The organism is Mesorhizobium sp. B3-1-7, from assembly GCF_006439385.1.
Classification (GTDB): domain Bacteria; phylum Pseudomonadota; class Alphaproteobacteria; order Rhizobiales; family Rhizobiaceae; genus Mesorhizobium.
The window spans coordinates 105,848-128,958 of record NZ_VFTL01000006.1 but is presented as its reverse complement, the minus strand read 5'-3'; the positions used below and the strand labels follow the sequence as shown (position 1 = coordinate 128,958).

At 63.2% G+C, this 23,111-nt stretch carries 22 protein-coding genes and 1 other RNA gene; 6 read left to right on the top strand and 17 right to left on the bottom strand.

Annotated features, from left to right (window positions below):
- Window positions 1-4: 4 nt before the first annotated feature.
- A non-coding RNA gene (ssrS, locus tag FJ417_RS07080) (6S RNA) lies at window positions 5-160 on the bottom strand.
- Window positions 161-322: 162 nt separating this feature from the next.
- Here ssrS and FJ417_RS07075 point away from each other — a divergent pair.
- The 4 genes from FJ417_RS07075 (at window position 323) to msrB (ending at window position 3,393) form a co-directional block, all read left to right on the top strand.
- The gene (locus tag FJ417_RS07075) at window positions 323-1,162 is read left to right on the top strand and encodes a MoxR family ATPase (RefSeq protein WP_140646552.1); all 840 of its coding nucleotides are present in this window, start codon (window positions 323-325) and stop codon (window positions 1,160-1,162) included.
- Window positions 1,163-1,250: 88 nt separating this feature from the next.
- Window positions 1,251-1,697: a GNAT family N-acetyltransferase gene (locus FJ417_RS07070; protein WP_140782961.1), complete on the top strand. Its 447-nt coding sequence runs from the start codon at window positions 1,251-1,253 to the stop codon at window positions 1,695-1,697.
- 7 nt (window positions 1,698-1,704) lie between these two features.
- Window positions 1,705-2,895, top strand: coding sequence for a VWA domain-containing protein (locus tag FJ417_RS07065; RefSeq protein ID WP_140782960.1), 1,191 nt, complete (start codon window positions 1,705-1,707; stop codon window positions 2,893-2,895).
- A gap of 93 nt (window positions 2,896-2,988) precedes the next feature.
- Window positions 2,989-3,393, top strand: coding sequence for a peptide-methionine (R)-S-oxide reductase MsrB (gene msrB, locus FJ417_RS07060; RefSeq protein WP_140646549.1), 405 nt, complete (start codon window positions 2,989-2,991; stop codon window positions 3,391-3,393).
- Window positions 3,394-3,506: 113 nt separating this feature from the next.
- Here msrB and FJ417_RS07055 read toward each other — a convergent pair whose 3' ends face one another.
- Window positions 3,507-3,848 (bottom strand): hypothetical protein, encoded by a 342-nt coding sequence (locus FJ417_RS07055; protein ID WP_140782959.1) that lies wholly within the window; start codon window positions 3,846-3,848, stop codon window positions 3,507-3,509.
- Window positions 3,849-4,008: 160 nt separating this feature from the next.
- On the opposite strand from FJ417_RS07055, the gene FJ417_RS07050 reads away from it, so the two are divergent.
- On the top strand, window positions 4,009-4,527 hold the full coding sequence (locus tag FJ417_RS07050) for an arsenate reductase ArsC (protein ID WP_140654823.1): 519 nt from the start codon (window positions 4,009-4,011) through the stop codon (window positions 4,525-4,527).
- Window positions 4,528-4,549: 22 nt separating this feature from the next.
- Here the strand turns inward: FJ417_RS07050 and FJ417_RS07045 are convergent, their stop codons facing one another.
- From FJ417_RS07045 to FJ417_RS06990, 12 genes are all read right to left on the bottom strand, one after another.
- Complete coding sequence (locus FJ417_RS07045) at window positions 4,550-4,999, bottom strand: hypothetical protein (RefSeq protein ID WP_140704496.1); 450 nt, start codon at window positions 4,997-4,999, stop codon at window positions 4,550-4,552.
- Between the two features lie 22 nt (window positions 5,000-5,021).
- Window positions 5,022-5,282 (bottom strand): DUF2312 domain-containing protein, encoded by a 261-nt coding sequence (locus FJ417_RS07040; protein ID WP_095767239.1) that lies wholly within the window; start codon window positions 5,280-5,282, stop codon window positions 5,022-5,024.
- Between the two features lie 232 nt (window positions 5,283-5,514).
- Entirely contained in the window at window positions 5,515-8,973 is a 3,459-nt protein-coding gene (gene pyc / locus FJ417_RS07035) for a pyruvate carboxylase (RefSeq protein ID WP_140782958.1), read from the bottom strand.
- Between the two features lie 295 nt (window positions 8,974-9,268).
- Window positions 9,269-10,387 (bottom strand): branched-chain amino acid ABC transporter substrate-binding protein, encoded by a 1,119-nt coding sequence (locus FJ417_RS07030; protein ID WP_140646544.1) that lies wholly within the window; start codon window positions 10,385-10,387, stop codon window positions 9,269-9,271.
- 136 nt (window positions 10,388-10,523) lie between these two features.
- On the bottom strand, window positions 10,524-10,871 hold the full coding sequence (locus FJ417_RS07025; protein WP_140646543.1) for a DUF6867 family protein: 348 nt from the start codon (window positions 10,869-10,871) through the stop codon (window positions 10,524-10,526).
- A gap of 17 nt (window positions 10,872-10,888) precedes the next feature.
- Window positions 10,889-11,617, bottom strand: a complete 729-nt coding sequence (locus FJ417_RS07020) for an ABC transporter ATP-binding protein (RefSeq protein ID WP_140646542.1) — start codon at window positions 11,615-11,617, stop codon at window positions 10,889-10,891.
- Window positions 11,617-13,026 carry an ATP-binding cassette domain-containing protein gene (locus tag FJ417_RS07015; RefSeq protein WP_140782957.1) on the bottom strand — a complete coding sequence of 470 codons (1,410 nt, stop codon included), beginning with the start codon at window positions 13,024-13,026 and terminating at the stop codon, window positions 11,617-11,619. The genes FJ417_RS07020 and FJ417_RS07015 overlap by 1 nt, the downstream gene beginning before the upstream one ends.
- On the bottom strand, window positions 13,026-14,621 hold the full coding sequence (livM, locus tag FJ417_RS07010; protein WP_140782956.1) for a high-affinity branched-chain amino acid ABC transporter permease LivM: 1,596 nt from the start codon (window positions 14,619-14,621) through the stop codon (window positions 13,026-13,028). Before livM ends, FJ417_RS07015 begins: the two co-directional genes overlap by 1 nt.
- Before the next feature lie 4 nt (window positions 14,622-14,625).
- On the bottom strand, window positions 14,626-15,528 hold the full coding sequence (locus FJ417_RS07005) for a branched-chain amino acid ABC transporter permease LivH (protein ID WP_140646539.1): 903 nt from the start codon (window positions 15,526-15,528) through the stop codon (window positions 14,626-14,628).
- Between the two features lie 611 nt (window positions 15,529-16,139).
- Window positions 16,140-17,141: a 4-hydroxyproline epimerase gene (locus FJ417_RS07000; RefSeq protein WP_140782955.1), complete on the bottom strand. Its 1,002-nt coding sequence runs from the start codon at window positions 17,139-17,141 to the stop codon at window positions 16,140-16,142.
- Window positions 17,142-17,153: 12 nt separating this feature from the next.
- Complete coding sequence (locus tag FJ417_RS06995; RefSeq protein WP_140782954.1) at window positions 17,154-18,461, bottom strand: FAD-binding oxidoreductase; 1,308 nt, start codon at window positions 18,459-18,461, stop codon at window positions 17,154-17,156.
- Between the two features lie 14 nt (window positions 18,462-18,475).
- Window positions 18,476-19,411, bottom strand: coding sequence for a dihydrodipicolinate synthase family protein (locus FJ417_RS06990; RefSeq protein ID WP_140782953.1), 936 nt, complete (start codon window positions 19,409-19,411; stop codon window positions 18,476-18,478).
- A gap of 70 nt (window positions 19,412-19,481) precedes the next feature.
- Between FJ417_RS06990 and FJ417_RS06985 the strand changes: the two genes are divergently transcribed.
- Window positions 19,482-20,186: a GntR family transcriptional regulator gene (locus tag FJ417_RS06985; RefSeq protein WP_226892092.1), complete on the top strand. Its 705-nt coding sequence runs from the start codon at window positions 19,482-19,484 to the stop codon at window positions 20,184-20,186.
- A 28-nt stretch (window positions 20,187-20,214) separates the two neighbouring features.
- On the opposite strand, the gene FJ417_RS06980 is transcribed toward FJ417_RS06985, so the two are convergent.
- The 3 genes from FJ417_RS06980 to FJ417_RS06970 all read right to left on the bottom strand — a co-directional run bounded on the left by FJ417_RS06980 (window position 20,215) and on the right by FJ417_RS06970 (window position 23,014).
- Window positions 20,215-20,532, bottom strand: a complete 318-nt coding sequence (locus FJ417_RS06980) for a hypothetical protein (RefSeq protein WP_140782952.1) — start codon at window positions 20,530-20,532, stop codon at window positions 20,215-20,217.
- Between the two features lie 255 nt (window positions 20,533-20,787).
- Window positions 20,788-21,090 (bottom strand): hypothetical protein, encoded by a 303-nt coding sequence (locus tag FJ417_RS06975; protein WP_140646536.1) that lies wholly within the window; start codon window positions 21,088-21,090, stop codon window positions 20,788-20,790.
- A 427-nt stretch (window positions 21,091-21,517) separates the two neighbouring features.
- Window positions 21,518-23,014: a CoA-acylating methylmalonate-semialdehyde dehydrogenase gene (locus FJ417_RS06970; protein ID WP_140659720.1), complete on the bottom strand. Its 1,497-nt coding sequence runs from the start codon at window positions 23,012-23,014 to the stop codon at window positions 21,518-21,520.
- Window positions 23,015-23,111: the final 97 nt, after the last annotated feature.

Sequence of the window (23,111 nt, the reverse complement as noted above, 5' to 3'; positions counted from 1 at the left end):
AGAGTGACGATCCACACAACCGGTGGAGAGGTCGATCCCGGGTGCCTACAAAGTAGGTGGGCGCCGTGTGAGAAAACCCACGGGTCTTCCCAGGGACAGCTCCCTAAGGATCGATAAGGCCCCGGGGATAAGTTTCTCCTGCCGGGAAGCGCAGACCGCCGGAAACAAATATAGGCCGATGGTTAGCCGAGCGCCAGTGAAACGGGCAACCATTCGCGCCTAATTCGTCTTGCAGACCATCCTGATAGGGAGCTCTTCCGCAACCGCCCTTGCGCGGCCCGTCCAGCCTCCTTACGGTCCCGCCGCACGGACAGGAGAAAAGATGCGTTTCGAAGGCACCGCGGCCTATGTCGCCGACAAGGATCTGATGGTCGCGGTCAACGCCGCGATCGCGCTGGAACGGCCCTTGCTGGTCAAGGGCGAGCCCGGCACCGGCAAGACCGAGCTCGCCCGCCAGGTGGCATCGGCGCTAGGGCTCGAGTTCATCGAATGGAACGTCAAGTCCACCACCAAGGCGCAGCAGGGCCTCTACGAATATGACGCCGTCTCGCGGCTGCGCGACAGCCAGCTCGGCGACGAGCGCTTCAACGACATCGCCAACTACATCAAGCGCGGCAAGTTGTGGGACGCCTTCGCGGCGCAAAGGAAAGTCGTGCTTTTGATCGACGAGATCGACAAGGCCGACATCGAATTCCCCAACGACCTCCTGCAGGAACTCGACCGGATGGAGTTCTTCGTCTACGAGACAGGCGAGACGATCCGCGCCGAGTTCAGGCCGATCGTCATCATCACCTCGAACAATGAGAAGGAACTGCCGGACGCTTTCCTGCGCCGCTGCTTCTTCCACTACATCCGCTTCCCCGACATCGACACGCTGCACCGCATCGTCGAGGTGCATTACCCCGGCATCAAGCAGAATCTGGTGCGGGCAGCCCTCACGCAGTTCTACGAGATCCGCGAGGTACCGGGCCTGAAGAAGAAGCCGTCTACCTCCGAGGCGCTCGACTGGATCCGTCTGCTGGTCGCCGACGACATCGCGCCCGAGGATCTGCGCGCCGATCCGAAGAACATGCTGCCGAAGCTGCACGGCGCGCTGTTGAAGAACGAGCAGGACGTGCACCTGTTCGAGCGCCTGGCCTTTATGGCCAGACGCCAGCAGTAAGCCGGCAGCAATAGCGCTTTCCCGTCCGTGGACCGTTGCCGGCGAGCGGCCGTTGCCGCAGCTTCGGGTCAAAATGTTGGAGGAAAAAATGTCCGAGATCATCATCCGCCCGCTCGCGCAGTCCGACCACGCCGACTGGCGCCGGCTTTGGACCGACTATCTGACTTTCTACGAGACGAAGCTGCCGGCAGAGGTCTACGCGATCACCTGGAAGCGCCTGTTCACGGATGGCGAGTTCGAGCCGAAGGGTTTCATTGCCACGCTCGACGGCAAGGCCGTCGGCCTCACCCATTATCTCTATCACCGCTCCGGTTGGTCCGAGAAAAACAATTGCTACCTGCAGGACCTGTTCGCCGACCCTGAGGTGCGCGGCAAGGGCGTGGGCGCCGCGCTCATCAAAGCGGTGCAAGACGAGGCCGGCAAGATTGGGGTGAAAAACGTCTACTGGATGACGCACGAGACCAACGCCACGGCGCGCCGGCTCTACGATCATGTGGCGCGGCGAACGGGCTTCATCGAGTTCGACCTGCTATAAGGGGCCGATGTTCATCCCCTTCTTCCTCGAACTGAAGGCTGCGCGGGTTCCCGTTTCGCTCAGGGAATATCTGTCGCTGCTGGAAGGGCTGGAAGCCGGGCTCGTCGATTATGACGTCGAAGCTTTCTACTACCTCGCGCGCTCGGCCCTGGTGAAGGACGAGCGCCACATCGACCGTTTCGACCAGGTGTTTGCGCATGTCTTCAAAGGCGTCGAGGCGCTCGGCGGTCCCGACGCCGTCGATGTCGCCAACATCCCGGAAGAGTGGCTGCGCCGGCTGGCCGAGAAGCATCTGACCGAGGAGGAAAAGAAGCTGGTCGAAGCGCTCGGCGGCTTCGACAAGCTGATGGAGACGCTGAAGCAGCGCCTCGAGGAACAGAAGGGCCGCCACCAGGGCGGCTCGAAATGGATCGGCACCGGCGGGACCTCGCCCTTCGGCGCCTATGGTTACAACCCGGAAGGCGTGCGCATTGGCCAGGATGAAAGCCGCCATCGTCGCGCGGTAAAAGTCTGGGACAAGCGCGAATTCAGGAATTTCGACGACACCGTCGAGCTCGGCACCCGCAACATCAAGGTGGCGCTGAAGCGGCTGCGCCGTTGGGTGCGCGAGGGCGCCGACGAGGAGTTCGACCTTCCCGGCACCATCCACGCCACCGCCGAGCACGGCTATCTCGACGTCAAAACCCGGCCCGAGCGACGCAACGCGGTGAAGCTTTTGATGTTCTTCGATGTCGGCGGCTCGATGGACGACCACATCCGCGGCGTCGAGGAACTGTTCTCGGCCGCGCGCGCCGAGTTTCGCCAGCTCGAATATTTCTACTTCCACAACTGCCTCTACGAGCGCGTCTGGAAGGACAATCGGCGGCGGCTGGCCGAGACGATCCCGACCTTCGACCTCATCCACAAATACGGGCCTGACTACAAGGTGATCGTCGTCGGCGACGCTTCGATGAGCCCCTACGAGATCGCGCACCCAGGCGGCTCGGTCGAGCATTGGAATCCGGAGGCCGGAAGTGTGTGGCTGGCGCGCCTGCTGCAGCAGTGGCCGAACGCGATCTGGCTAAACCCGGAAGCCGAGAAGAACTGGCGCTACACGCATTCGATCCAGTTGATCGGCGACATCTTCAGCGGCCGCATGTTCCCGCTGACATTGGCCGGGCTTGAGGCAGCGACAAGACAGTTGTCGCGCAAGCACTAGCGCGCTTTCACTGGCGGCGTTTGTAACAAATGCCTATGTTCCAACGAATACCCGTTGCAAGCAACAACGAGCCGCCAAGGCCGAGGAGATTCCATGGATACCCACGCCTATCCCGTCACCCGCACCGATGCCGAGTGGCGCGCCCGGCTGACGCCGGAGCAATATGCCGTGATGCGCAACCACGGCACCGAGCGCCCCGGCAGCTGCGCCCTGCTCTACGAGAAGCGCGCCGGCACCTTCTACTGCGTCGGCTGCGACCAGCCGCTCTTCGAATCCAAGCTGAAGTTCGAGAGCGGCACCGGCTGGCCGAGCTTCAACGATCCGGTCCCGGGCTCGATCGACACCACCGTCGACCGCAGCTACGGCATGGTCCGCACCGAATGCCATTGCGCGCGCTGCGGCAGCCATCTCGGCCATGTCTTCGAGGATGGCCCGCCGCCGACCGGCCTGCGCTATTGCATCAATGGCGTGGCGCTGCGCTTCGAGCCGGCAGCCTGAAGCCTCGGGAATGACTTCGCAAAGGGCGGCCTCGGCCGCCCTTTTTCGTATGGAGCAATTCCAGGAAAGGTGTGACGCGGTTTCCGTTAGGAATTCCTCAATAGAGAAGATTCTCAAACAACGGCCGTCGCGATCAGCCAGAGCGCCGAACCCAGCATCATCAGCTGCGCCTTCAAGCCGCCGCTCTTCTCCGCCGTTCTCCAGACGGCGACCGTCAAGAAGATGGTGTAGGGAACGGGGAGGAAATGCACCGCCAGTACCAGCCAGAGCGGCAGCTTCAACCCGAGCAGGATCAGCGCCAGCGCCGAAGAGGCGATGCTCAAGATGGTCCCGACAAGCAGCATGTCACGCCAGAACAGCCGGTCGAGCGGCGCTTCGCCCCTCCAGCGTGAGCGCAAGAAGCCGGCTTTGTGATCGATTAGCGCTGTCACGCCCGTGGAGTCGAAGTCACCCATCAATCAAGCCTCGTTGAGCGGAGCGCCGGGGGTTTCGGCGGGATGATGCTGCGAAATTTGATGCTGATGCCGCAGAATCCGCCGCCAAAACCTGTACGATCACAGACACGTGACCCATATCGTATTCTGTCGTTTTCGCCGCAACACCCAGGAGTTCGGAATGAGCGATCAGGTCTACAACGTTCTCTTTCTCTGCAATGCCAATTCGGCCCGTTCGATCATGGCCGAAGCCATACTTAACAAGCTCGGGGCCGGCCGCTTCAAGGGCTATTCTGCTGGCTCGCGACCGAAAGGCACCGTCCATCCCCATGCGATTCAGTTGTTGGAGAGCATGGGCCACGACACGTCGTTTGCCCGGTCGAAGAGCTGGGACGAATTTTCAGGGCCGGACACACCGGAGATGGACTTCGTCTTCACCCTCTGCGACACCACAGCGAATGAAAGCTGTCCGGTCTGGCCAGGCCATCCGATGACCGCGCTTTGGGCTGTCCCCGATCCCTCCAAGGCCAGTGGCACTGAAGCCGAGCAGCATTTCGCTTTCGCCGAGGCCTATCGCATGGTGGGCAACCGCATCGCGCTGTTCACGAACCTGCCGATAACATCGCTCGATCACCTGGCCCTGCAGCAGCGTCTGGATGAGATCGGCCGCGATGGGCGGCGGCGAGCTGAAGGCGCGTAAGCGCAGCGGTAGGCAGTCAATCTTACGGCAGGCCTTCGTCTCCGAGCACCTCGACAACGGCTTCTTCGAAACGTGAGCATTCCCTCACCAGCCAGTCGGTCATGGCCGGCCAGTTGTCCTCGGCGTAGCAGTTCACCCGCCACATCGAGTTGATGCCGAGACCCTCACAGCTCTGTTCGGGCCTGAGCTTCAGCCTGGCCTCGATCGCCGGCTGGAACGGTTTCAGCCGTGACCAGGACTCCGTGGCGCCGAACTTCTCATTGCGCCCGAAGAAGACGCCGACATGGTTCTGCGCCGGCGCGACATACATCGAAAGGACCAGGGCGAAGTCCGGCAGCCCACGCTGCCAGAACCACGGCCCGCGCCGCGCCATCCTTCCCCTTTCTTCCGGATGCCTCTCCGCGAACAGCGCCCAGAAGCCGCGATGGCGGAACTCCGAGGCGCGACGGCCGCCGAAGTCGAATTCGTTCATGGCCGGCCTCCGGCCATGAGGCTTACGCCATGCCGAGGGCGGCCTTGTAGAGATCCAGGATCGACTCTTCTTCCTGGCGCTCGGCCTGGTCCTTCTTGCGCAGCCGCACGATCGTGCGGATCGCCTTGGTGTCGAAGCCGGTGCCCTTGGCCTCGGCATAGACATCCTTGATGTCGTCGGAGATCGTCTTCTTTTCTTCCTCGAGCCGCTCGATGCGCTCGATGATGGTGCGCAGCTGGCCGGCGGCTACAGTCTGGCTGGTCTCGGTGATTTCGTCGGCCATTTTTCTCTCCGCGTCTTCTGGAGCCATGGCGATTCCCGCCACGGCGAATTGGAGCGGGTTCCCTGCCCGAGCGGACGCGGCGGGTCAAGACACTTGTCGAGCGGCTGCGGACGGCTGGGCACATCTTAAGGTGCGCCGATATTCAGGTCAGGCCGAGTCGAAAATGGCGGATACCGAGAAGCGCAGGGAAGCCGCCGTTTGCAGGCCGGCGTCGCCTGAATATCGACACACCTTATTTGAAGGCGATCAAGAGATCCTTCGCATCGATCTGGTCGCCGGCCTTGACCAGCACCTCGGCGATCTCGCCGTCGCGTTCGGCGTGGAGCGCGGTTTCCATCTTCATCGCCTCGATCGACAGCAGCACGTCGCCAGCCTTGACCGCCTGTCCGGCCGCCACGGCAAGCGCCGACACGACGCCCGGCATCGGCGCGCCGACATGCCCCTCATTGCCGGGCTCGGCCTTACGGCGCGCCTTGGCGGCGGAAGCGCCATGCGCCCTGTCGGGCACCTTGACGCGGCGCGGCTGGCCGTTGAGCTCGAAAAACACGGTGACCATGCCCTTGTCGTCGACATCGCCGAACGCCTGGCAGCGAACCACCAGGGTCTTGCCCTTCTCGATGTCGAGGAAGATCTCGTCTTCCGACTTCATGCCGTAGAAATAGGTCGGCGTCGGCAGCACGCTCACCGGCCCATAGGTCTCCTGCGCCGCGGCGAAGTCGGTGAACACCTTCGGGTACATCAGCCACGACGCGAACTCGTATTCCGAGAGCTTGCGGTCGAGCTTCGTCTCGATGTCCTTGCGGCTGGCCTTGAGGTCGGCTGCTTTCAGCAGCGAGCCGGGCCGAACGGTGATCGGCTTCTCGCCCTTCAGAGCCTTCTTCTGCAGCGCTGCCGGCCAGCCGCCCGGCGACTGGCCGAGATCGCCACGCAGCATCGACACGACCGAATCCGGGAAGGCGATGTCCTTGGCCGGATTCTCGACATCGGCGACGGTGAGATCCTGGCTGACCATCATCAGCGCCATGTCGCCGACCACCTTGGACGACGGCGTCACCTTGACGATGTCGCCGAACATCAAATTGACGTCGTGATATGCCTGCGCGACCTCATGCCAGCGCGTCTCCAGCCCAAGCGAGCGCGCCTGTTCCTTGAGGTTGGTGAACTGGCCGCCCGGCATTTCGTGCAGGTAGACTTCCGAGGCAGGTCCCTTGAGATCGCTCTCGAAGGCGGCGTACTGGTTGCGCACCGCTTCCCAGTAGAAGGAGATGCGGCGGATCCACTGCGGATCGAGACCGGGATCGCGCTCGGTGCCCTTCAGCGCCTCCACGATCGAGCCGAGGCAGGGCTGCGAAGTGTTGCCGGAGAAGGAATCCATCGCCGCGTCGATGGCGTCGGCGCCGCTCTCCACCGCCGCCAGCACCGTCGCCGCCGAGAGGCCTGACGTATCGTGCGTGTGGAAATGGATCGGCAGGTCGGTCGCCTCGCGCAGCGCCTTGAACAGCACGCGCGCCGCGGCTGGCTTCAGCAGACCGGCCATGTCCTTGACGGCAATGATATGCGCGCCGGCAGCCTCCAACTCCTTGGCCAGCCCGACATAGTATTTGAGGTCGTATTTGGCGCGCGCCGGATCGAGGATGTCGCCGGTGTAGCATATCGCCGCTTCGACCAGCTTGCCCTCGGCGCCGACCGCGTCCATGGCGACCCGCATGTTCTCCACCCAGTTCAGGCAATCGAAGACGCGGAACAGATCGACGCCGCCGCTCGCCGCCTGGCGGACGAAATGCTGGACGACATTGTCGGGATAGTTGGTGTAGCCGACGCCGTTGGCGCCGCGCAGAAGCATCTGCAGCAGAAGGTTCGGCGCCGCCTCGCGCACCTTGCTCAGCCGCTCCCACGGGTCCTCGGTGAGGAAGCGCATGGCGACGTCGAAGGTGGCGCCGCCCCAGCATTCCAGCGAAAGCAGCTGCGGCAACGCCCGCGCGTAAGTGCCGGCGATGCCGACGATGTCATGCGTTCGCATGCGCGTGGCGAGCAGCGACTGGTGGCCGTCGCGCATCGTCGTGTCGGTGACCAGCACCTGTCGCTGCTCTCGCATCCAGGCCGCGAATTTCTCCGGGCCGAGCGCATCGAGCCTCTGCTTGCTGCCATCCGGGACGTGACCGTTGAGATAGGGAACCACTGGCGCGGCCGCATTCGCCTTCGGCATCGGCCGGCCGCGCGTCTCGGGATGGCCGTTGACGCTGACATCGGCCAGGTAGTTGAGCAGCTTGGTGGCGCGGTCCTGCCGCTTCACCTGCTCGAACAGCTCCGGCGTCGTGTCGATGAACCTGGTCGTGTAGGAATTGTCGGCGAAGCGCGGGTGGTTGATGATCGCTTCGAGGAAGGTGAGGTTGGTGGCGACGCCACGGATGCGGAACTCGCGCAGCGCCCGGTTCATGCGCGAAATCGCCTCGCCGGGCGTCGGCGCCCAGGCTGTCACCTTTTCCAGCAGCGGATCGTAGAAGCGGGTGATGACCGCGCCCGAATAGGCGGTGCCGCCGTCGAGCCGGATGCCGAAGCCGGCCGCTTCGCGATAGGCGGTGATGCGGCCATAGTCCGGGATGAAATTGTGCTCCGGATCCTCGGTGGTGATGCGGCACTGCAGCGCGTGGCCGTTCAGCCTGATGTCCTTCTGCGCCGGCACGCCCGATTGCTTCGTACCGATGGCGAAGCCGTCGAGGATATGGATCTGCGCCTTGACGATGTCGATGCCGGTCACCTGCTCGGTGACGGTGTGCTCGACCTGGATGCGCGGATTGACCTCGATGAAATAGAACTTGCCGGTGTCGGCGTCCTGCAGGAACTCGACCGTGCCAGCGCCGATATAGCTGGTCTCGCGCGCGATCTTCAGCGCATAGCCGCAAAGCTCCTGGCGCAGCTCTTCGCTGAGATAGGGCGCCGGCGCGCGCTCCACGACCTTCTGGTTGCGGCGCTGGATCGAGCAGTCGCGCTCGAACAGGTGCACTGCATTGCGGTGGGTGTCGCCCAGCACCTGAACCTCGACATGGCGGGCGCGCTCGATCAGCTTTTCGAGATAGACCTCGTCCTTGCCGAAGGCCGCCTTGGCCTCGCGCTTGCCTTCCATGACCTCGCGCGCGAGGTCGGCCTCGGCGCGGATGGCGCGCATGCCGCGGCCGCCGCCGCCCCACGAGGCCTTCAGCATCACAGGATAGCCGATCGTCGCGGCGAGCTTCTTGACCTCGTCCATGTCGTCGGGCAGCGGATCGGTTGCCGGCACGACCGGCACGCCGACCTCGATCGCCAGGTTGCGCGCGGCGACCTTGTTGCCCAGCCGGCGCATCGTTTCCGGCTTCGGGCCGATGAAGGTGACGCCGGCCTCGGCGCAGGCCTCGGCGAATTCCGGGCTTTCCGACAGCAGGCCGTAACCGGGGTGAATGGCGTCGGCGCCCGACAGCCTGGCGACCCGGATCACCTCCTCGATCGACAGGTAGCTTTCGATCGGCCCCATGTCCTTGGCCAGATGCGGTCCGCGCCCGACCTGGTAGCTCTCGTCGGCCTTGAAGCGGTGCAGCGAATATTTGTCCTCCTCCGCCCAGATCGCCACGGTTTTGAGGCCGAGTTCGTTGGCCGCGCGGAACACGCGGATGGCGATTTCGGACCGGTTGGCGACGAGGATCTTCGTGATGGCCAAGGACTGGGCTCCAGCAGCGTAAGGGAAGATGAACCGGCGCAATGATTAGCGTGAAAATGCTGCAGTGCAAACAAATTTGAGCGACACCTAAAACGATTTAAGTCGCTTGTTTGCGTCAAACTGTTATTGCCGTTCTTCGAACACCGTCAGCGGGCGGCCGACGGGCATTCCCGAGCGCGCGGCGCGGAGCTTTCCGGTCGGCCCCACCCGCAAACGAAAATGCCCGGCGCGAGCGCCGGGCATTTCCGAAACGTAGGCCAAAGCAGATCTCACGACCTGCTTTAGGTTTGCCGGCTTATTTCTCGAAGTAGCTGTACTTGCCGTCGTCGCCCTTCTTCCATTCATAGATGACATAGTCAGGACGGGTGATGTCGCCCTTGGCGTCGTAGCCGATGTCACCGATAGCGGTTTTCCAGGTGTTGGCCCTGATCGTCTCCGCAACCTTCTGCGCGTCGTCGGCCGAGCCGGTCTTGGCGATGGCCTGGGCGATGATCTGCACCGCGGCATAGGAGTAGAGCGTGTAGGCTTCCGGTTCGAAGCCGTTGGCGCGGAACTTCTCGACCACTTCCTTGGCGGCCGGATTCTTGCGCGGATCCGGAGCGAAGGTGTTGAGCGTGCCGGCAACGGCGTCGCCCGCGATCGAAGCCAGTTCGTTGGAGACGATGCCGTCACCCGAGAACAGCGGCGCCTTCAGGCCCTGATCGGCCGACTGACGGATGATCAGACCGGCTTCGGTGTGCAGGCCGCCCCAGTAGATGAGCGTGACGCCGTTTTCCTTCATCTTGGCGATGAGGGCGGAGAAGTCCTTGTCGCCGACATTCACGCCTTCGTACAACACTTCCGTGATGCCGTTGGCGTTGAGGTTCTTCTTGGTCTCGTCGGCGAGGCCCTGGCCATAAGGCGTCTTGTCGTGGATGATGGCGATCTTGGCATCCTTGAAGTTCTTGGCGATGTAGTCGCCGGCCACCTTGCCCTGCTGGTCGTCACGACCGCAGGTGCGGAAGGTGTTCCACATGCCGCGCTCGGTGAACTTCGGGTTGGTCGCGGCCGGCGTGATCTCGAGGATGCCGTTTTCCTGGTAGACTTCCGAGGCCGGGATCGAGACGCCGGAGTTGAAATGGCCGTCGACGAACTTGACGCCGTCGGCGACGAACTTGTTGGCGACCGAGATGCCCTGCTTGGGATCGGAGACGTCGTCGCCGATCTCGAGCTTGAGCTGCTGGCCATTGACGCCGCCCGCCGCGTTGATGTCGGCGATCGCCTGTTCCGCGCCCTTTTGCAGCTGTGCGCCGAACGCGGCGTTCGGGCCGGTGATCGGACCGGCGACGCCGATCAGGATGTCAGCGGCCCACGCGCTGCCGCTGAACGCGACGAACGCGGTCAGCGCAACGGCGGACAAGAGTGATTTTTTCATTGAAACGCTCCCATTTACGGAGTGGGCGTGGATGATACTTTCATGCGATGCCCACCCTTATCGCAGAAAGCATAGAATGCCGATTTTCAGGCACTTGTCACGCCGATTCATGCCGGAAACGGCGTAATGGTGAACGTCAACCTTTCGGTTTCCAGCTTAATAAGGAAGCTCTTTCGTAGAGCCAGTTATACTGTGTGACCATTTGGTTGGTGCGCGTGTATTGATAGCCGAGGAAGCCCAATATCATCAGCACGATGGTATCGATGATATAGTAATGCAGTGAGAACATCGTGCCGTCGAACAAGGCGTGATGGATGAACCTGATGCCGATGCCGAGACCGAGCATGTAGAAGAACAGCTGAACGTAGGTGCTCCAAGTCTGAGCGGCGGCCTTGCCGGTCATCCATGCCGCCCAGCCGCCAAGCAGGCAGGTGACGAACAGGAACTGCCAGATCGAGGCTTCTTCGTAGATAATGCCTTGCATGATTGATGTCCTCGATCTCAGTGATGTCCGCCTTCGAGATAGGCGGCGCGCACTTCCGGATTGGCGAGCAGTTCCTTGCCGGTGCCGCTCATCGTCACATTGCCGTTGACCATGACATAGCCTCGCGTGGCGAGTTTGAGCGCCCCAAAGGCGTTCTGCTCGACCAGGAACACGGTCAACCCTTGCGTCTTGTTGAGTTCGCGGATGGCATCGAAGATCTGCTTGACGATCAGCGGCGCGAGACCAAGCGACGGCTCGTCGAGCAGAAGCAGTTTAGGCCGCGCCATCAGGGCGCGCCCGATCGACAACATCTGCTGCTCGCCGCCCGACAGCGTGCCGCCACGCTGGCCGATGCGTTCCTTCAGCCGAGGGAACAGCGTGAACACCTTCTCGACGTCCTCGTCATAATGTTTGAGGTTGTCGAGGCTGGCGCCCATCTGCAGGTTTTCCATCACCGTCATGCGCGGGAAGATGCGGCGTCCTTCCGGCGACTGGGCGATACGCAGGCGTGCGATCTCATGCGTCGGCATCTTGGTGATGTTCGTGCCGGCGAAGGTGATGGTGCCGGTGCGGGCGCGCGGCGCGCCGAAGATGGTCATCATCAGCGTCGACTTGCCGGCGCCGTTGGCACCGATCAGCGCCACGATCTCACCCTGGTTGACGCTGACATCGACGCCGTTCAGCGCGCGAATGTTGCCGTAGTAGGTCTCGACACCCTTGATGTCGAGCAGCGTTGTGCCGGCCATTATTTACGCCCTCCACGCGTCGCGGGCTTGGCCGCCACTTCCTTCGCCAGCGTCTTCGCCTGGCCGATCCAGTCTTCGCGAGCAATACGCCCGTCAAAGGCGAGATAGGCCTCCGCCGCCTCGATGTCGGCCTTCTTCCAGGCCGCTATCTGGTCGAAATGGAAGATTCCGTGCTCGTTCAGCTTCCGCTCATTGACCGGGCCGATACCCTTGATGCGGATCAGACTGTCCGCCTTGCCGCCACGCGGCGCGTCGAGGCGATTGGAGATGCCGCCGGCTTTCGCGGCCGGGGCCTTTGCGGCTGCCTTTTTCGCCGGCGCTTTTGCGGCCGGTTTCTTCGCCGCCGGCTTCGGCGCGGCCGGAGCCGCGATCGGCTTGCTGGCGATCGCCGCGGCGCGCGCATCGACCTGCGCCGCTTTCGAGGCGCCCTTCGACACCGTGACCCGCTCGCCCTCATCGGCGTGTTCGACGCTGTCGGAAACCGGCCCCGCCATCATCGAAGCGGAATTTCCCGGCCCATGCGCCGCATCCGGCCCGGTGTCGAGCTGCTCTATGACGTCCTCGTCGCCGACTTCGGTCAGCACTTCTTGCACCTCCTCGTCGTCGACGCCGAGATAGGCGGCGATGACGCGCGGATCGGTGCGCACCGACTGCGGATTGCCGTCGGAGATCTTTCGGCCGTATTCGAGCACCACGACGTGATCGGAGATCTGCATCACCACCGACATGTCGTGCTCGATGAGCAGGATCGACGTGCCGGTGCTCTTGATGCCCATCAACAGCTCGTTGAGCGCCGCCGATTCCTTCGGATTGAGGCCGGCGGCCGGCTCGTCCAGGCACAGAAGCTCCGGCCCCGTGCACATGGCGCGCGCGATTTCCAGGCGCCGCTGCGCGCCATAGGGCAGGTCGCCGGCGGGATCGTCGGCGCGGTCGACGAGATCTGCCTTCTCCAGCCAGTGCCTGGCGAGCTCGATCGACTCGGCCGAGGCCTGGCGATAGCTCGGAAAGCCGAAGAGGCCAAGAAGCGTATAGCCCGAAGCCTTCATCAGCTTGTTGTGCTGCGCGACCAGAAGGTTCTCCAGCAGCGTCATGCCCGAGAACAGGCGGATGTTCTGGAAAGTGCGCGCCACCTTGGCGCGCGCCGGGATCTCGTGGTTGGGCAGGCGCTCGAGCAGATAGGTCGAGCCGTCGTTCCGGTTGAGAGTGATCATGCCCTCAGACGGCTTGTAGAAGCCGGTGATGCAGTTGAACACCGTGGTCTTGCCGGCGCCGTTCGGCCCGATCAGCGCCGTGATCTCGCCGCGCCTGGCCTGGAACGACAGGTCGCCGATGGCGACCAGGCCGCCGAACTTCATCGACAGATGCTCGACCTGCAGGATGAAGTCTTTCGAGGAAGGGGACGCGTTCATCAGCCGTGACCCTCCTTGGTGAAGGAGCTTGAAACCGCTCTTCGCTCCTTCAGGAAGGCTGTCGGTTCTCGGCTGCCGACGAAACCCCGCGGCTTCCATAGCATGACGATGACCATGGCCATGCCGAACAGAAGCATGCGGTACAGTTCAGGCGTGAAATCGGGACCGAAGACCCGCTTCAGGAAGTCGAGTTCTCGCAACGCTTCAGTGCCGCCGATCATCACCAGTGCCGCTACGGCGATGCCGACCAGTGAACCCATGCCACCGAGCACGACGATGGCAAGGACTATCGCAGATTCCAGGAAGACGAAGGATTCGGGGCTGACGAAACCTTGGCGTGCGGCGAAGAACGAGCCGGCGAAGCCGCCGAACATGGCGCCGGTGGCGAATGCCGTCAGCTTGGTGGTGGTGGTGTTGATGCCGAGCGAGCGGCAGGCGATCTCGTCCTCACGTAGCGCTTCCCACGCCCTGCCGACCGGCAACCGGCGCAGCCTGATGGTAACGAAGGCGGTCAAAAGACAGAGTCCGAGGATCAGATAGTAAAGGAAGATCTTGTAATAGGCGCTCGATGTGGCGATGTGCAGCACCTTGGCGATGTAGTTCGGATCAGAGACGTTGAACGACATCAGTCCGAAGAAGGAGACTTTGGGAATGCCGGATATGCCGGCCGAGCCGTTGGTCACTTCGCGCCAGTTGATCAGGACGAGGCGGATGATCTCGCCGAAGGCCAGCGTCACGATCGCCAGATAATCGCCGCGCAGCCTGAGCACCGGGAAGCCGAGCATGACGCCCCAGAAGGCGGCCATGCAGCCCGCGGCTGGAAGCAGGATCCAGAACGACAGGCCGAAATGCGTGCCGAGCAGGGCGTAGGCGTATGCGCCGACAGCGTAGAAAGCGACATAACCGAGATCGAGCAGGCCAGCGAGGCCGATGACGATGTTCAGCCCCCAGGCCAGCATCACGTAGATCAGGATCTGTATGCCGAAATTGTCGACCCACTTCAGAGAACCCTGAAAGCCTCCCGCCATCGATCCTGTCATCAGCGCAAGCACCAGCACGACGACGATCGGATAGAGCGCCAGCGCGCTGATGCCCAACGCCGAGAAGTGGGCGTGGATGAAGGCCCGAAAGTAATACATTACCCAGGCGATGGCATAGATGATCGCCAGCGCCCGCACGAAGCGTGCGTAGCCGGCAAGGTCGGGTCCGAGCGGCCCGTCGAGCGAGCCGGCCAGCACAAACAGCAAGGCTGCGACAACGACCGCTGCCATGAAGTAGGGCGTCCTGAAGAAGCGTGCCGCCATGGTGTCGGGCAGCAGGCCTGTGTCGATGTCGGCGATCTTCAGGCTGGCCACGAAAGGCTGGCCATAGGCGATATACAGGAAGCGGCCCACGGCAGTGGCGATGACCACGATGGCCAGCAGGCCCCAGCGCTGCACCAGGATCAGTTCGTTGCTGATGTTCTGGTCTGTCCTGAGACCGATGAACAGCACGAACAGTCCAAGCGAGATGGCGCCTGCATAGAGCGCTTCGCGAAAAGCGCGCTGGACTGGAGTAGCGACGGTGTCGCGCTCCGAAGACACGGTAACGGCCATGAGATCAGACCTTTTCGACTTCAGGCCGGCCGAGGATGCCGGAGGGCAGGAAGATGAGCACGATCGCCAGGATCGAGAAGGCGGCGACGTCCTTGTAGTCGATCGAGAAATAAGCCGACCACATGCTCTCGATGAAGCCGATGAGCAGTCCGCCGAGCACCGCGCCGGGCAGCGAGCCGATGCCGCCCAGCACGGCTGCCGTAAAGGCCTTCACGCCCGGCACGAAGCCGTCCGAGAACACCACGACGCCGTAATACATCAGGAACAGCGTGCCGGCGACGGCGGCAAGGGCGGCCCCCATGATGAAGGTGATGGAGATGGTGCGGTCGACGTCGATGCCGAGCAGCGCCGCCATCTTGCGATCCTGCTCGCAGGCGCGTTGCGCCCGCCCGAGCGCCGTCCTGTTGACGAGATACCAGAAGATCACCAGCAGCGCGGCGGTGACCAGCACGATGATGATCTGCTTCAGCGAGATGCTGATGCCGTCGATCGTGTAAACCTGCGACACCATCGGCGGGATCGGCTTGTTGCGCGGGCCTTGCGTGACCTGCACGAAATTGGACAGCGCGATCGACATGCCGATGGCGGTGATCAGCGGCGCCAGCCGGAACGATCCGCGCAGCGGCCGATAAGCCACTTTTTCGATCGTCCAGTTGTAGAGGCTGGTGAGCAGCATCGCCACGATCATCATGATCAGAAGCGCCACCACGACCGGCACCGAATAGAACAATGCGCCAAGGATCAGGAAGACAATGAGCGCGGTGAAGGCGCCGACCATGAAGATGTCGCCATGGGCGAAATTGATCATGCCGATGATGCCATAGACCATCGTATAGCCGATCGCGATCAGGCCATAGATCGATCCCAACGTCAGCCCATTGATAAGCTGCTGGACGAAGTACTGCATATTTATGCGGCTCCCCTGGAATGTCGCCTTTCAGGACGCATTCCTTTTCGTATTTCCCCTAGTCGTAAAGTTTCGAGCCCGGATTGCAACGTGATTTTTCAATCGCTCCGCGTGGTTTGGAAGCACGCCGTCCGATTGCCCGTTTTTTTCGCGCCCGACCCCTGGACTATCGCGGACCGTAGCATTGGCACAACGCAATGTCTTTGACGATTCAACCTTATGATGGGCCTCATGTCGAAGAAATCGGCGTCAAAATAAGTTGATGAGAAGAATTCTTGCAAGAACCGAGGCGCTGCTTTTTCAACCGCCGCGCCTTCCGTTGGGTGAGGTTTGCGCCATCTGTGACGGCCATGTGACGGCGAGACGCCTTCGACGGAAGGCGTCTCGCCGAAATAGAAAAGCCTTGAAGCGACGTCTCGGCAAGCAGAGCCTCCCTCTCCATTGAGAGTGTGCTTTTCGGCCCCCCTCGGGCGGCGATCGATGACGACAAGCGCTATTTTCTGACGATGTCGGCTCGGCCTCAGCGGCCGAAGTCAATTCGCCGACTGGTTCCGCGATCAGGTGTCGGCGAAAGCGGAAAGCGAAGCCAAAGCGCATGCCGGCTGATCGTATCAGGTGACGACGAAGCCGTGCGCGAACGGATCGCGGTCGTCGATGAAGAGGGTGTTCAGCCCGGTCATGCGGGCCCAGCCGCCGATCGAGGGGATGATCGCCGGCTTGCCGGCGACGCTGACCTCTTTTTCGACCCTGCCCTTGAACAGCGAGCCGATGATGGATTCGTGGACAAAGCCATCGCCGGGCTTGAGCCTGCCCTTGGCATGGAGCTGCGCCATGCGTGCCGAGGTGCCGGTGCCGCAAGGGCTGCGGTCGATCGCCTTGTCGCCATAGAACACGGCGTTGCGGGCGTCGGCCTCGGCATGCTTCGGCTTGCCGGTCCACAGCATGTGCGACAGCCGGTTGATGCCGGGATTCTCCGGATGCACGAAGGAGTATTTCTCGTTGAGGCGCTGCCGCACCACCGGGCTCCAGGCGATGAGGTCGCCCGCCGAATAGTCGGCCATGTCCCGGTAATTCTGCTGCGGCTCGACGATGGCGTAGAAATTGCCGCCATAGGCGACGTCGACGCTGATCTCGCCGAGCACCGGGCATTCGACGGTCAGGCCTTCGGCATAGAGGAACGACGGCACGTTGGTGATGCGCACCTCCTCGACATATTCGCCGACCTGCTTGTATTCGGCGATGACAAGGCCGGCCGGCGTGTCGAGCCTCAGCACGCCCGGCGTCTTCGGCTTCACCAGCCCATGCTCGATCGCCATCGTCACCGTGCCGATGGTGCCGTGGCCGCACATCGGCAGGCAACCCGAGGTCTCGATGAACAGGATGGCGATGTCGCAGTCCTCGCGCGTCGGCGGATAGAGGATCGAGCCCGACATCACGTCATGGCCGCGCGGCTCGAACATCAGCCCGGTGCGGATCCAGTCATATTCGGCGAGGAAATGCGCCCGCCGCTCCATCATCGTCGAGCCCTCGAGCAGCGGCCCGCCGCCCGCGACAAGGCGCACCGGATTGCCGCAGGTGTGGCCGTCGATGCAGAAGAAGGATTTCTTGGCCATCATATTCTCTTTTCAGAAACGCTCTGGACGGAATGGGGTGAGATCGAGCGGCGGAGTCTGCCCGACAACGAGATCGCGGATCAAGCGGCCGGTCGCCGCCGACTGGGTCAGGCCGAGATGGCCGTGCCCGAAGGCATAAAAGACATTCGGCGCGCGCGCCGCGCCGATCACCGGCAAGGAGTCCGGCAGCGACGGGCGATAACCCATCCACTCGCGGCCGCCCGACGGGTCGAGCCCAGGCAGGAAACGCTTCGCCTTCTCCAGCATCGCCTTGGAACGCGCGAAATTGGGCGGCCGCTCGATGCCACCGAGCTCGACCGCGCCGCCGACGCGCAGGCCTGTTTCGAGCGGCGTGATGACGAAGCCATGTCCGGAAAAGATCAGCTGCCGCTTCACGTCGAAGGCGGACACCGGCAGCGTCGTGTTGTAGCCACGCTCGGTTTCGAGCGGGATGCGGTCGCCGATATTCCTTGCCAGGAGATGCGACCAGGCGCCCGCGGCGATCAGGAGTTTCCTTGCCCTCCGCCTGGTGCCGTCGGCCAGGACGATCGTGGCGCCGTTTGCGTCCGCTTCCACGCGTTCGATACGCGCATGCTCGAAACGAGCGCCGAGCCTTTCCGCATAAGCCCAGACCGCCTTGCCGAGCAGCTTGGGGTCGGCGACCGTTTTCCAGCCTGGCACGAAGGTGCCCTTGACGAAGCGCGGCGCAAGTCCTGGCTGGAGCGCTGCCATTTCTTCGCCCTCGACATGGCGAAAGCCGATGCCGAAACGCCCGCGCTCGGCCCAGCCGGGCAGCGAGGCACGGAACTCCGCCTCGCTCTCATAGAATTCCAGCGAACCATCCTCGCGCAGCATTGGCCGCGTGCCGGAGCGGTCGAGCAGTCCCATCCATTCGGCTTCGGCGAGCTTCATCATACCGACCTGCGCCGCCAGGCTCGCTTCGTAGTGTTTGGCGGCGCCCGCGCGCCAGAAGCGGACCAGCCAGGGCAGCAGCTTGGGCAGATAGGCCGGCGGGATGGCCAAAGGTCCGAGCGGGTCGGCGAGCCATTTCGGCAATTGCCGGATCATGCCCTTATGCGCCAGCGGCAGCACGTCGGAGAAGGCGAAAGCGGCGGCGTTGCCGGAGCTCGTCTCCTCGCAGATGCCGGTACGATCGAAGACGGTAACGCCGCGACCCGCTTCTGAGAGCAGGGTCGCGGCGCAGATACCGACGATGCCGCCACCGATGATGGCGATGTCTTCCCCTTCTCCCCGTTCACGGGGAGAAGGTGCCCGAAGGGCGGATGAGGGGCGGCGCCCCTCCTCGGAATTTTTCTGCACGTGAAGGCTGTCCCTTATTCGGCCGCCACCAGCTTGTCCGTCGATCGAGGAGAGTCCTGGAACGACGGCAGCTTCGGCCGCACCGCCAGCGCATCCCGGACAATCTTCTCGACCGCCTTGCGGCGTTCGCCCGACAGCGGCTGACGCGGCATGCGCACACGGTCATTGGTACCGATCGCCAGCACTTCGGCAAGCTTGATGTTTTGGACCAGATAGGTAGAGACATCGAGGTCGAGCAAGGGTCGGAACCAGCGGTAGATCGCCAGCGCTTCCTCGCGGCGGCCCTCTCTCATCAGTTGGTAGATCGCTACCGTCTCGCGCGGGAAGGCGGTGACGAGGCCGGCGACCCAGCCGATGGCGCCGACCGACAGCGCCTCGAAGGCGAGATTGTCGACCCCGGTGAAGAGGCCGTAGCGGTCGCCGAACCGGTTGATGATCTCGGTCGAGCGGCGGATGTCGTCGGACGATTCCTTGATGGCGACGAAACGCTTGTCCGACGCCAGCTCCTCCATCAGCTCGACGGTCACGTCGACGCGATAAGCGAGCCGGTTGGAATAGATCATCACCGGCAGGTCGCCGGCTTCCGCAACTGCACGAAGGGCGGCGACCGTCTCTTGCGGGTCGGTGTGGTAGATCGGACTCGGCACCACCATCAGCCCATCGGCGCCTTCCTTGGCGGCGCGCTTGGCGATAACAGCCGCCTCGCGCGTGCCGGGCTCGTTGACGGTCAAAAGCACCGGCTTCTTGCCGGCGACTTTCTGCGCCGTCTTCAGCACTTCGATCTTTTCGTCCGGCGACAGCATCGGCCCTTCGCCGAGCGAGCCGCACACGATGATGCCGTCGCAGCCGGCCTCCATCTGCAGTCCGTAGCAGCGCTCCATCTCGGCATGGTCGAGTCGGTCGTCGGCTGTGAATTTGGTCGTGACGGCGGGGAAAACTCCGGTCCACATGATTTGCTTCTCCGATTGATATATCAGTCGTATATCTATTAAAAGCTGGCTCGTCAATGCTGAATCTATTATGATATATGAAAAATATATCAGGAGCCTGCCATTGATCTCCCCTCTGATATCCGCTGACACGAACGCGACCTTCGAGCCGGCGGCGACCAAGGCCTACCGCGCGCTGGAGCATATGATCGTCACGCTTGAGCTGGCGCCGTCGAGCTTCGTCACCGAAGGCGCGCTGATCGAGCGGCTGGGTCTCGGACGCACCCCCGTGCGCGAGGCGATCCAGAGGCTCGCCTGGGAAGGCCTTCTCGACATAAGACCCCGCGCTGGCATCGCGGTCGCGCCGCTTCACGCCGGCGACTGGCTGCGGGTGCTGGATGCGCGGCGCGGCATCGAGGTGGTGCTCGCCCGCTCGGCCGCCCGCTTCGTCACCCGCGAGGCCGCCGACCTGTTCCACGAGGCGGCCCTGGCCATGCAGAAGGCGGTGATCTCCGGCAACGTGCTTGCCTTCATCCAGGCCGACAAGGCGCTCGACGAAGCGCTGGCAATCGCCGCCGACAACCCTTTCGCGGCGCGCGTGGCCGCCCCCTTGCAGACGCACAGCCGCCGCTTCTGGTATCGCTACAAGGCCGACACCGGGCTGGCCGAATCAGCAGAGCACCACGTGGCGCTGATCCGGTCCATCCTCGACGGCGACGAGGAAGGCGCCGCCAAGGACGCCAAGAAACTGATGGCGCTGCTGCGCGGTCATGCCGAGGTGGCCGCCACGCGCTGAGCGCGGTCAGCGCCTGCCCGAGGCGTCCTCAGCCGCCGGGTTGCCCGACCGCGGTAGCCTGCGTGTCTTCCCATCCGTCGCCCGCCGCCAGGATGCAACTCTGGCCTTTGACGTCGGTCATCAGGATGGTCCAGGTTCCGCTTGCCGAGACGTACACCTCGAAGATGGCGGCTTGACCGGCCACGCCATATCCCAGCCGCTTCTCCTCGAATGCTTCCGCCAGCCTCGCGACCAGATAGTCACGGCCGCCGCAGATGACTTGCGCCCGCGCCGGGATAGCCGATAGCGCCATCAGGGCGCCAACGACTGCAAGCTTGACCCATCGAAACGAAAAATCGCGTGCCATTGGGCACCTCCTTCGCCTTCGCATTCCGGCAAGGGAGGCACATTCGGCCGCCTCAGTGTGCCGGAAGGCTCCAGGCCGGATTCGACGTTTTCATCACGTCACTCCTTCTGGTTTCCGGTCTGTCCCAGGGAGATCATGACTCCCTGGATTCGATATGGTGAAGCTCCGCTCCGTAAACAAGCGGGGGGGGGGGGCGCTGACAGCGCCTGAGCCGCCCGCAACCAACCCGGGAGCGGACACTCTACGGCGAATTTCTCATGCGCCTGGCATGGCTGCCGCGATCGTAGGGCTGTCCCAGCCCTCGCCCACGGAAAGGATGCAGCTTTGCCCCTTGGTGTCGGAGGCAAGCACGGTCCAACTGCCCTGATCCGACACGAAGATCTCGAGCACGACGTTAGGATTGATCAGACCGCGCCCGGCCTCGCTTTCGTGGAACTTGTCGCCGAGCGCCTTGATGATGTCGGCGCGCGGAGCGCATTGCGCCGCCGCGTTCGCCGACGCCGATCCACCGGTGACCACCGCCGCCGCCAGCATTGTCGCCATAAGAAATCGTGTCATCTGACACCTCCTCGCGCCAGACGCGAACCCCGGCTGCCACCGGCGCTGTTTGATTTGCCTGCACGCATGGCAGGAATACAGCCTAAGACGGAGGGTGGTCTGTTGGTTCCATCACACGGCGATGGAATTATTAGAAGGTGCGGATGCTCTCCTGGCGCGATGCATCAGAATTCATGCACCTGAAGTTGCGCTTCGCCTTTGGCGGCGTGATCTGGACAGTGCAAGGCTGGTGGACGAAAGCCGCAGCATTCCACCTGCATCCACAAAAAGAAGGCGCGGCTTGCACCGCGCCTCCCCAATGTTGGCTTGGACGACCTGTCCGGGCTCAGTTCATCGTCGGGATGACGAATTCCGCGCCGTCCTTGATGCCTCGCCGCGCGCCCGCAGCCACGAAGTGGCGAGGACGTGCAAACAGGAAACCGCCCGGCTAGTTCATCGTCGGAATGACGAATTCCGCACCGTCCTTGATGCCGGACGGCCAGCGCGAGGTGACCGTCTTGGTCTTGGTGTAGAAGCGGAACGCGTCCGGACCGTGCTGGTTGAGGTCGCCGAAGGACGATGCCTTCCAGCCGCCGAAGGTGTAATAGGCGATCGGAACCGGGATCGGCACGTTGACGCCGACCATGCCGACCTGGACTCTGGATGCGAAGTCGCGCGCGGCATCGCCGTCGCGGGTGAAGATGGCGACGCCGTTGCCCATCTCGTGGTCGTTGGCGAGTTTGATGGCGTCCTCGTAGCGCGGCGCGCGCACCACCGATAGCACCGGCCCGAAGATCTCTTCCTTGTAGATGCGCATGTCGGCCGTCACATTGTCGAACAGGCAGCCGCCCATATAATAGCCGTTCTCATAGCCCTGCATCTTGAAGCCGCGGCCGTCGACGACGAGCTTGGCGCCTTCCTTGACGCCGATATCGACATAGCCCTTCACGCGCTCTAGCGCCTGCGCCGTCACCAGCGGGCCGAAATCGGCCGCCGAATCGGTCGACGGGCCGACCTTCAGGCTTTCCACGCGCGGCACCAACTTCTCCATCAGCCGGTTGGCGGTGTCGTTGCCGACAGGCACCGCCACCGAGATCGCCATGCAGCGCTCGCCGGCCGAGCCGTAGCCGGCGCCGATCAGCGCATCGACCGTCTGGTCCATGTCGGCGTCGGGCATGATGATCATGTGGTTCTTGGCGCCGCCGAAGCACTGCACGCGCTTGCCGGCCGCGGTGCCGCGCGAATAGATGTAGTGCGCGATCGGTGTCGAGCCGACAAAGCCGATCGCCTTGATGTCCGGATCGTCGAGGATGGCGTCGACCACTTCCTTGTCGCCGTTGACGACGTTGAGGATGCCGGCCGGCAGGCCGGCCTCGATGAACAGTTCGGCGATACGGATCGGCACGCCCGGATCGCGCTCCGACGGCTTCAGGATGAAGGCGTTGCCGCAGGCGATGGCCGGCGCGATCTTCCACAGCGGGATCATGGCCGGGAAGTTGAACGGCGTGATGCCGGCGACGACGCCGAGCGGCTGGCGCATCGAATAGACGTCGATGCCGGGACCGGCGCCGTCGGTGAACTCGCCCTTCATCATGTGCGGGGCGCCGATGCAGACCTCCACCACTTCGAGGCCGCGCTGGATATCGCCGCGCGCGTCGGCGATCGTCTTGCCGTGCTCGCGCGCCAGTATGTCGGCCAATTCGTCATAGTCGCGGGCGACCAGCTCGAGGAATTTCATCAGCACGCGCACGCGGCGCTGCGGGTTGGTGGCGGCCCATTTCGGCTGCGCCGCCTTGGCGTTCTCGACCGCGGCGCGCAGTTCCGCCTGCGAGGCAAGCGCCACCGTGCCGCGCACGGTGCCGTCCATCGGCTGCATCACATCCTGCTTGCGGCCGCTGGTGCCGGCGACACGCTTGCCGCCGATGAAATGACCGTATTCGATCATGCCTTCTCTCCCTTGTTTGGTGATGATGCATTGTCCGCCTTTGCGGCGGCGATGGCAACGCGAGCCAAAACGCAACCGTTGTGCGGAAAATAGACAA

Bases quoted from the DNA above. Each gene is read 5' to 3' on its own strand.
- FJ417_RS06990 (WP_140782953.1), bottom strand. From the start codon at position 19,411: ATGTGGACCGGAGTTTTCCCCGCCGTCACGACCAAATTCACAGCCGAC.
- FJ417_RS07030 (WP_140646544.1), bottom strand. From the start codon at position 10,387: ATGAAAAAATCACTCTTGTCCGCCGTTGCGCTGACCGCGTTCGTCGCG.
- FJ417_RS07005 (WP_140646539.1), bottom strand. From the start codon at position 15,528: ATGCAGTACTTCGTCCAGCAGCTTATCAATGGGCTGACGTTGGGATCG.
- livM (WP_140782956.1), bottom strand. From the start codon at position 14,621: ATGGCCGTTACCGTGTCTTCGGAGCGCGACACCGTCGCTACTCCAGTC.
- FJ417_RS07025 (WP_140646543.1), bottom strand. From the start codon at position 10,871: ATGCAAGGCATTATCTACGAAGAAGCCTCGATCTGGCAGTTCCTGTTC.
- FJ417_RS07045 (WP_140704496.1), bottom strand. From the start codon at position 4,999: ATGAACGAATTCGACTTCGGCGGCCGTCGCGCCTCGGAGTTCCGCCAT.
- FJ417_RS06975 (WP_140646536.1), bottom strand. From the start codon at position 21,090: ATGACACGATTTCTTATGGCGACAATGCTGGCGGCGGCGGTGGTCACC.
- FJ417_RS07020 (WP_140646542.1), bottom strand. From the start codon at position 11,617: ATGGCCGGCACAACGCTGCTCGACATCAAGGGTGTCGAGACCTACTAC.
- msrB (WP_140646549.1), top strand. From the start codon at position 2,989: ATGGATACCCACGCCTATCCCGTCACCCGCACCGATGCCGAGTGGCGC.
- FJ417_RS07000 (WP_140782955.1), bottom strand. From the start codon at position 17,141: ATGGCCAAGAAATCCTTCTTCTGCATCGACGGCCACACCTGCGGCAAT.
- FJ417_RS06985 (WP_226892092.1), top strand. From the start codon at position 19,482: ATGATATATGAAAAATATATCAGGAGCCTGCCATTGATCTCCCCTCTG.
- FJ417_RS07040 (WP_095767239.1), bottom strand. From the start codon at position 5,282: ATGGCCGACGAAATCACCGAGACCAGCCAGACTGTAGCCGCCGGCCAG.
- FJ417_RS07015 (WP_140782957.1), bottom strand. From the start codon at position 13,026: ATGAACGCGTCCCCTTCCTCGAAAGACTTCATCCTGCAGGTCGAGCAT.
- FJ417_RS07075 (WP_140646552.1), top strand. From the start codon at position 323: ATGCGTTTCGAAGGCACCGCGGCCTATGTCGCCGACAAGGATCTGATG.
- FJ417_RS07070 (WP_140782961.1), top strand. From the start codon at position 1,251: ATGTCCGAGATCATCATCCGCCCGCTCGCGCAGTCCGACCACGCCGAC.
- FJ417_RS07050 (WP_140654823.1), top strand. From the start codon at position 4,009: ATGAGCGATCAGGTCTACAACGTTCTCTTTCTCTGCAATGCCAATTCG.
- FJ417_RS06970 (WP_140659720.1), bottom strand. From the start codon at position 23,014: ATGATCGAATACGGTCATTTCATCGGCGGCAAGCGTGTCGCCGGCACC.
- FJ417_RS06980 (WP_140782952.1), bottom strand. From the start codon at position 20,532: ATGGCACGCGATTTTTCGTTTCGATGGGTCAAGCTTGCAGTCGTTGGC.
- FJ417_RS07055 (WP_140782959.1), bottom strand. From the start codon at position 3,848: ATGGGTGACTTCGACTCCACGGGCGTGACAGCGCTAATCGATCACAAA.
- FJ417_RS07065 (WP_140782960.1), top strand. From the start codon at position 1,705: ATGTTCATCCCCTTCTTCCTCGAACTGAAGGCTGCGCGGGTTCCCGTT.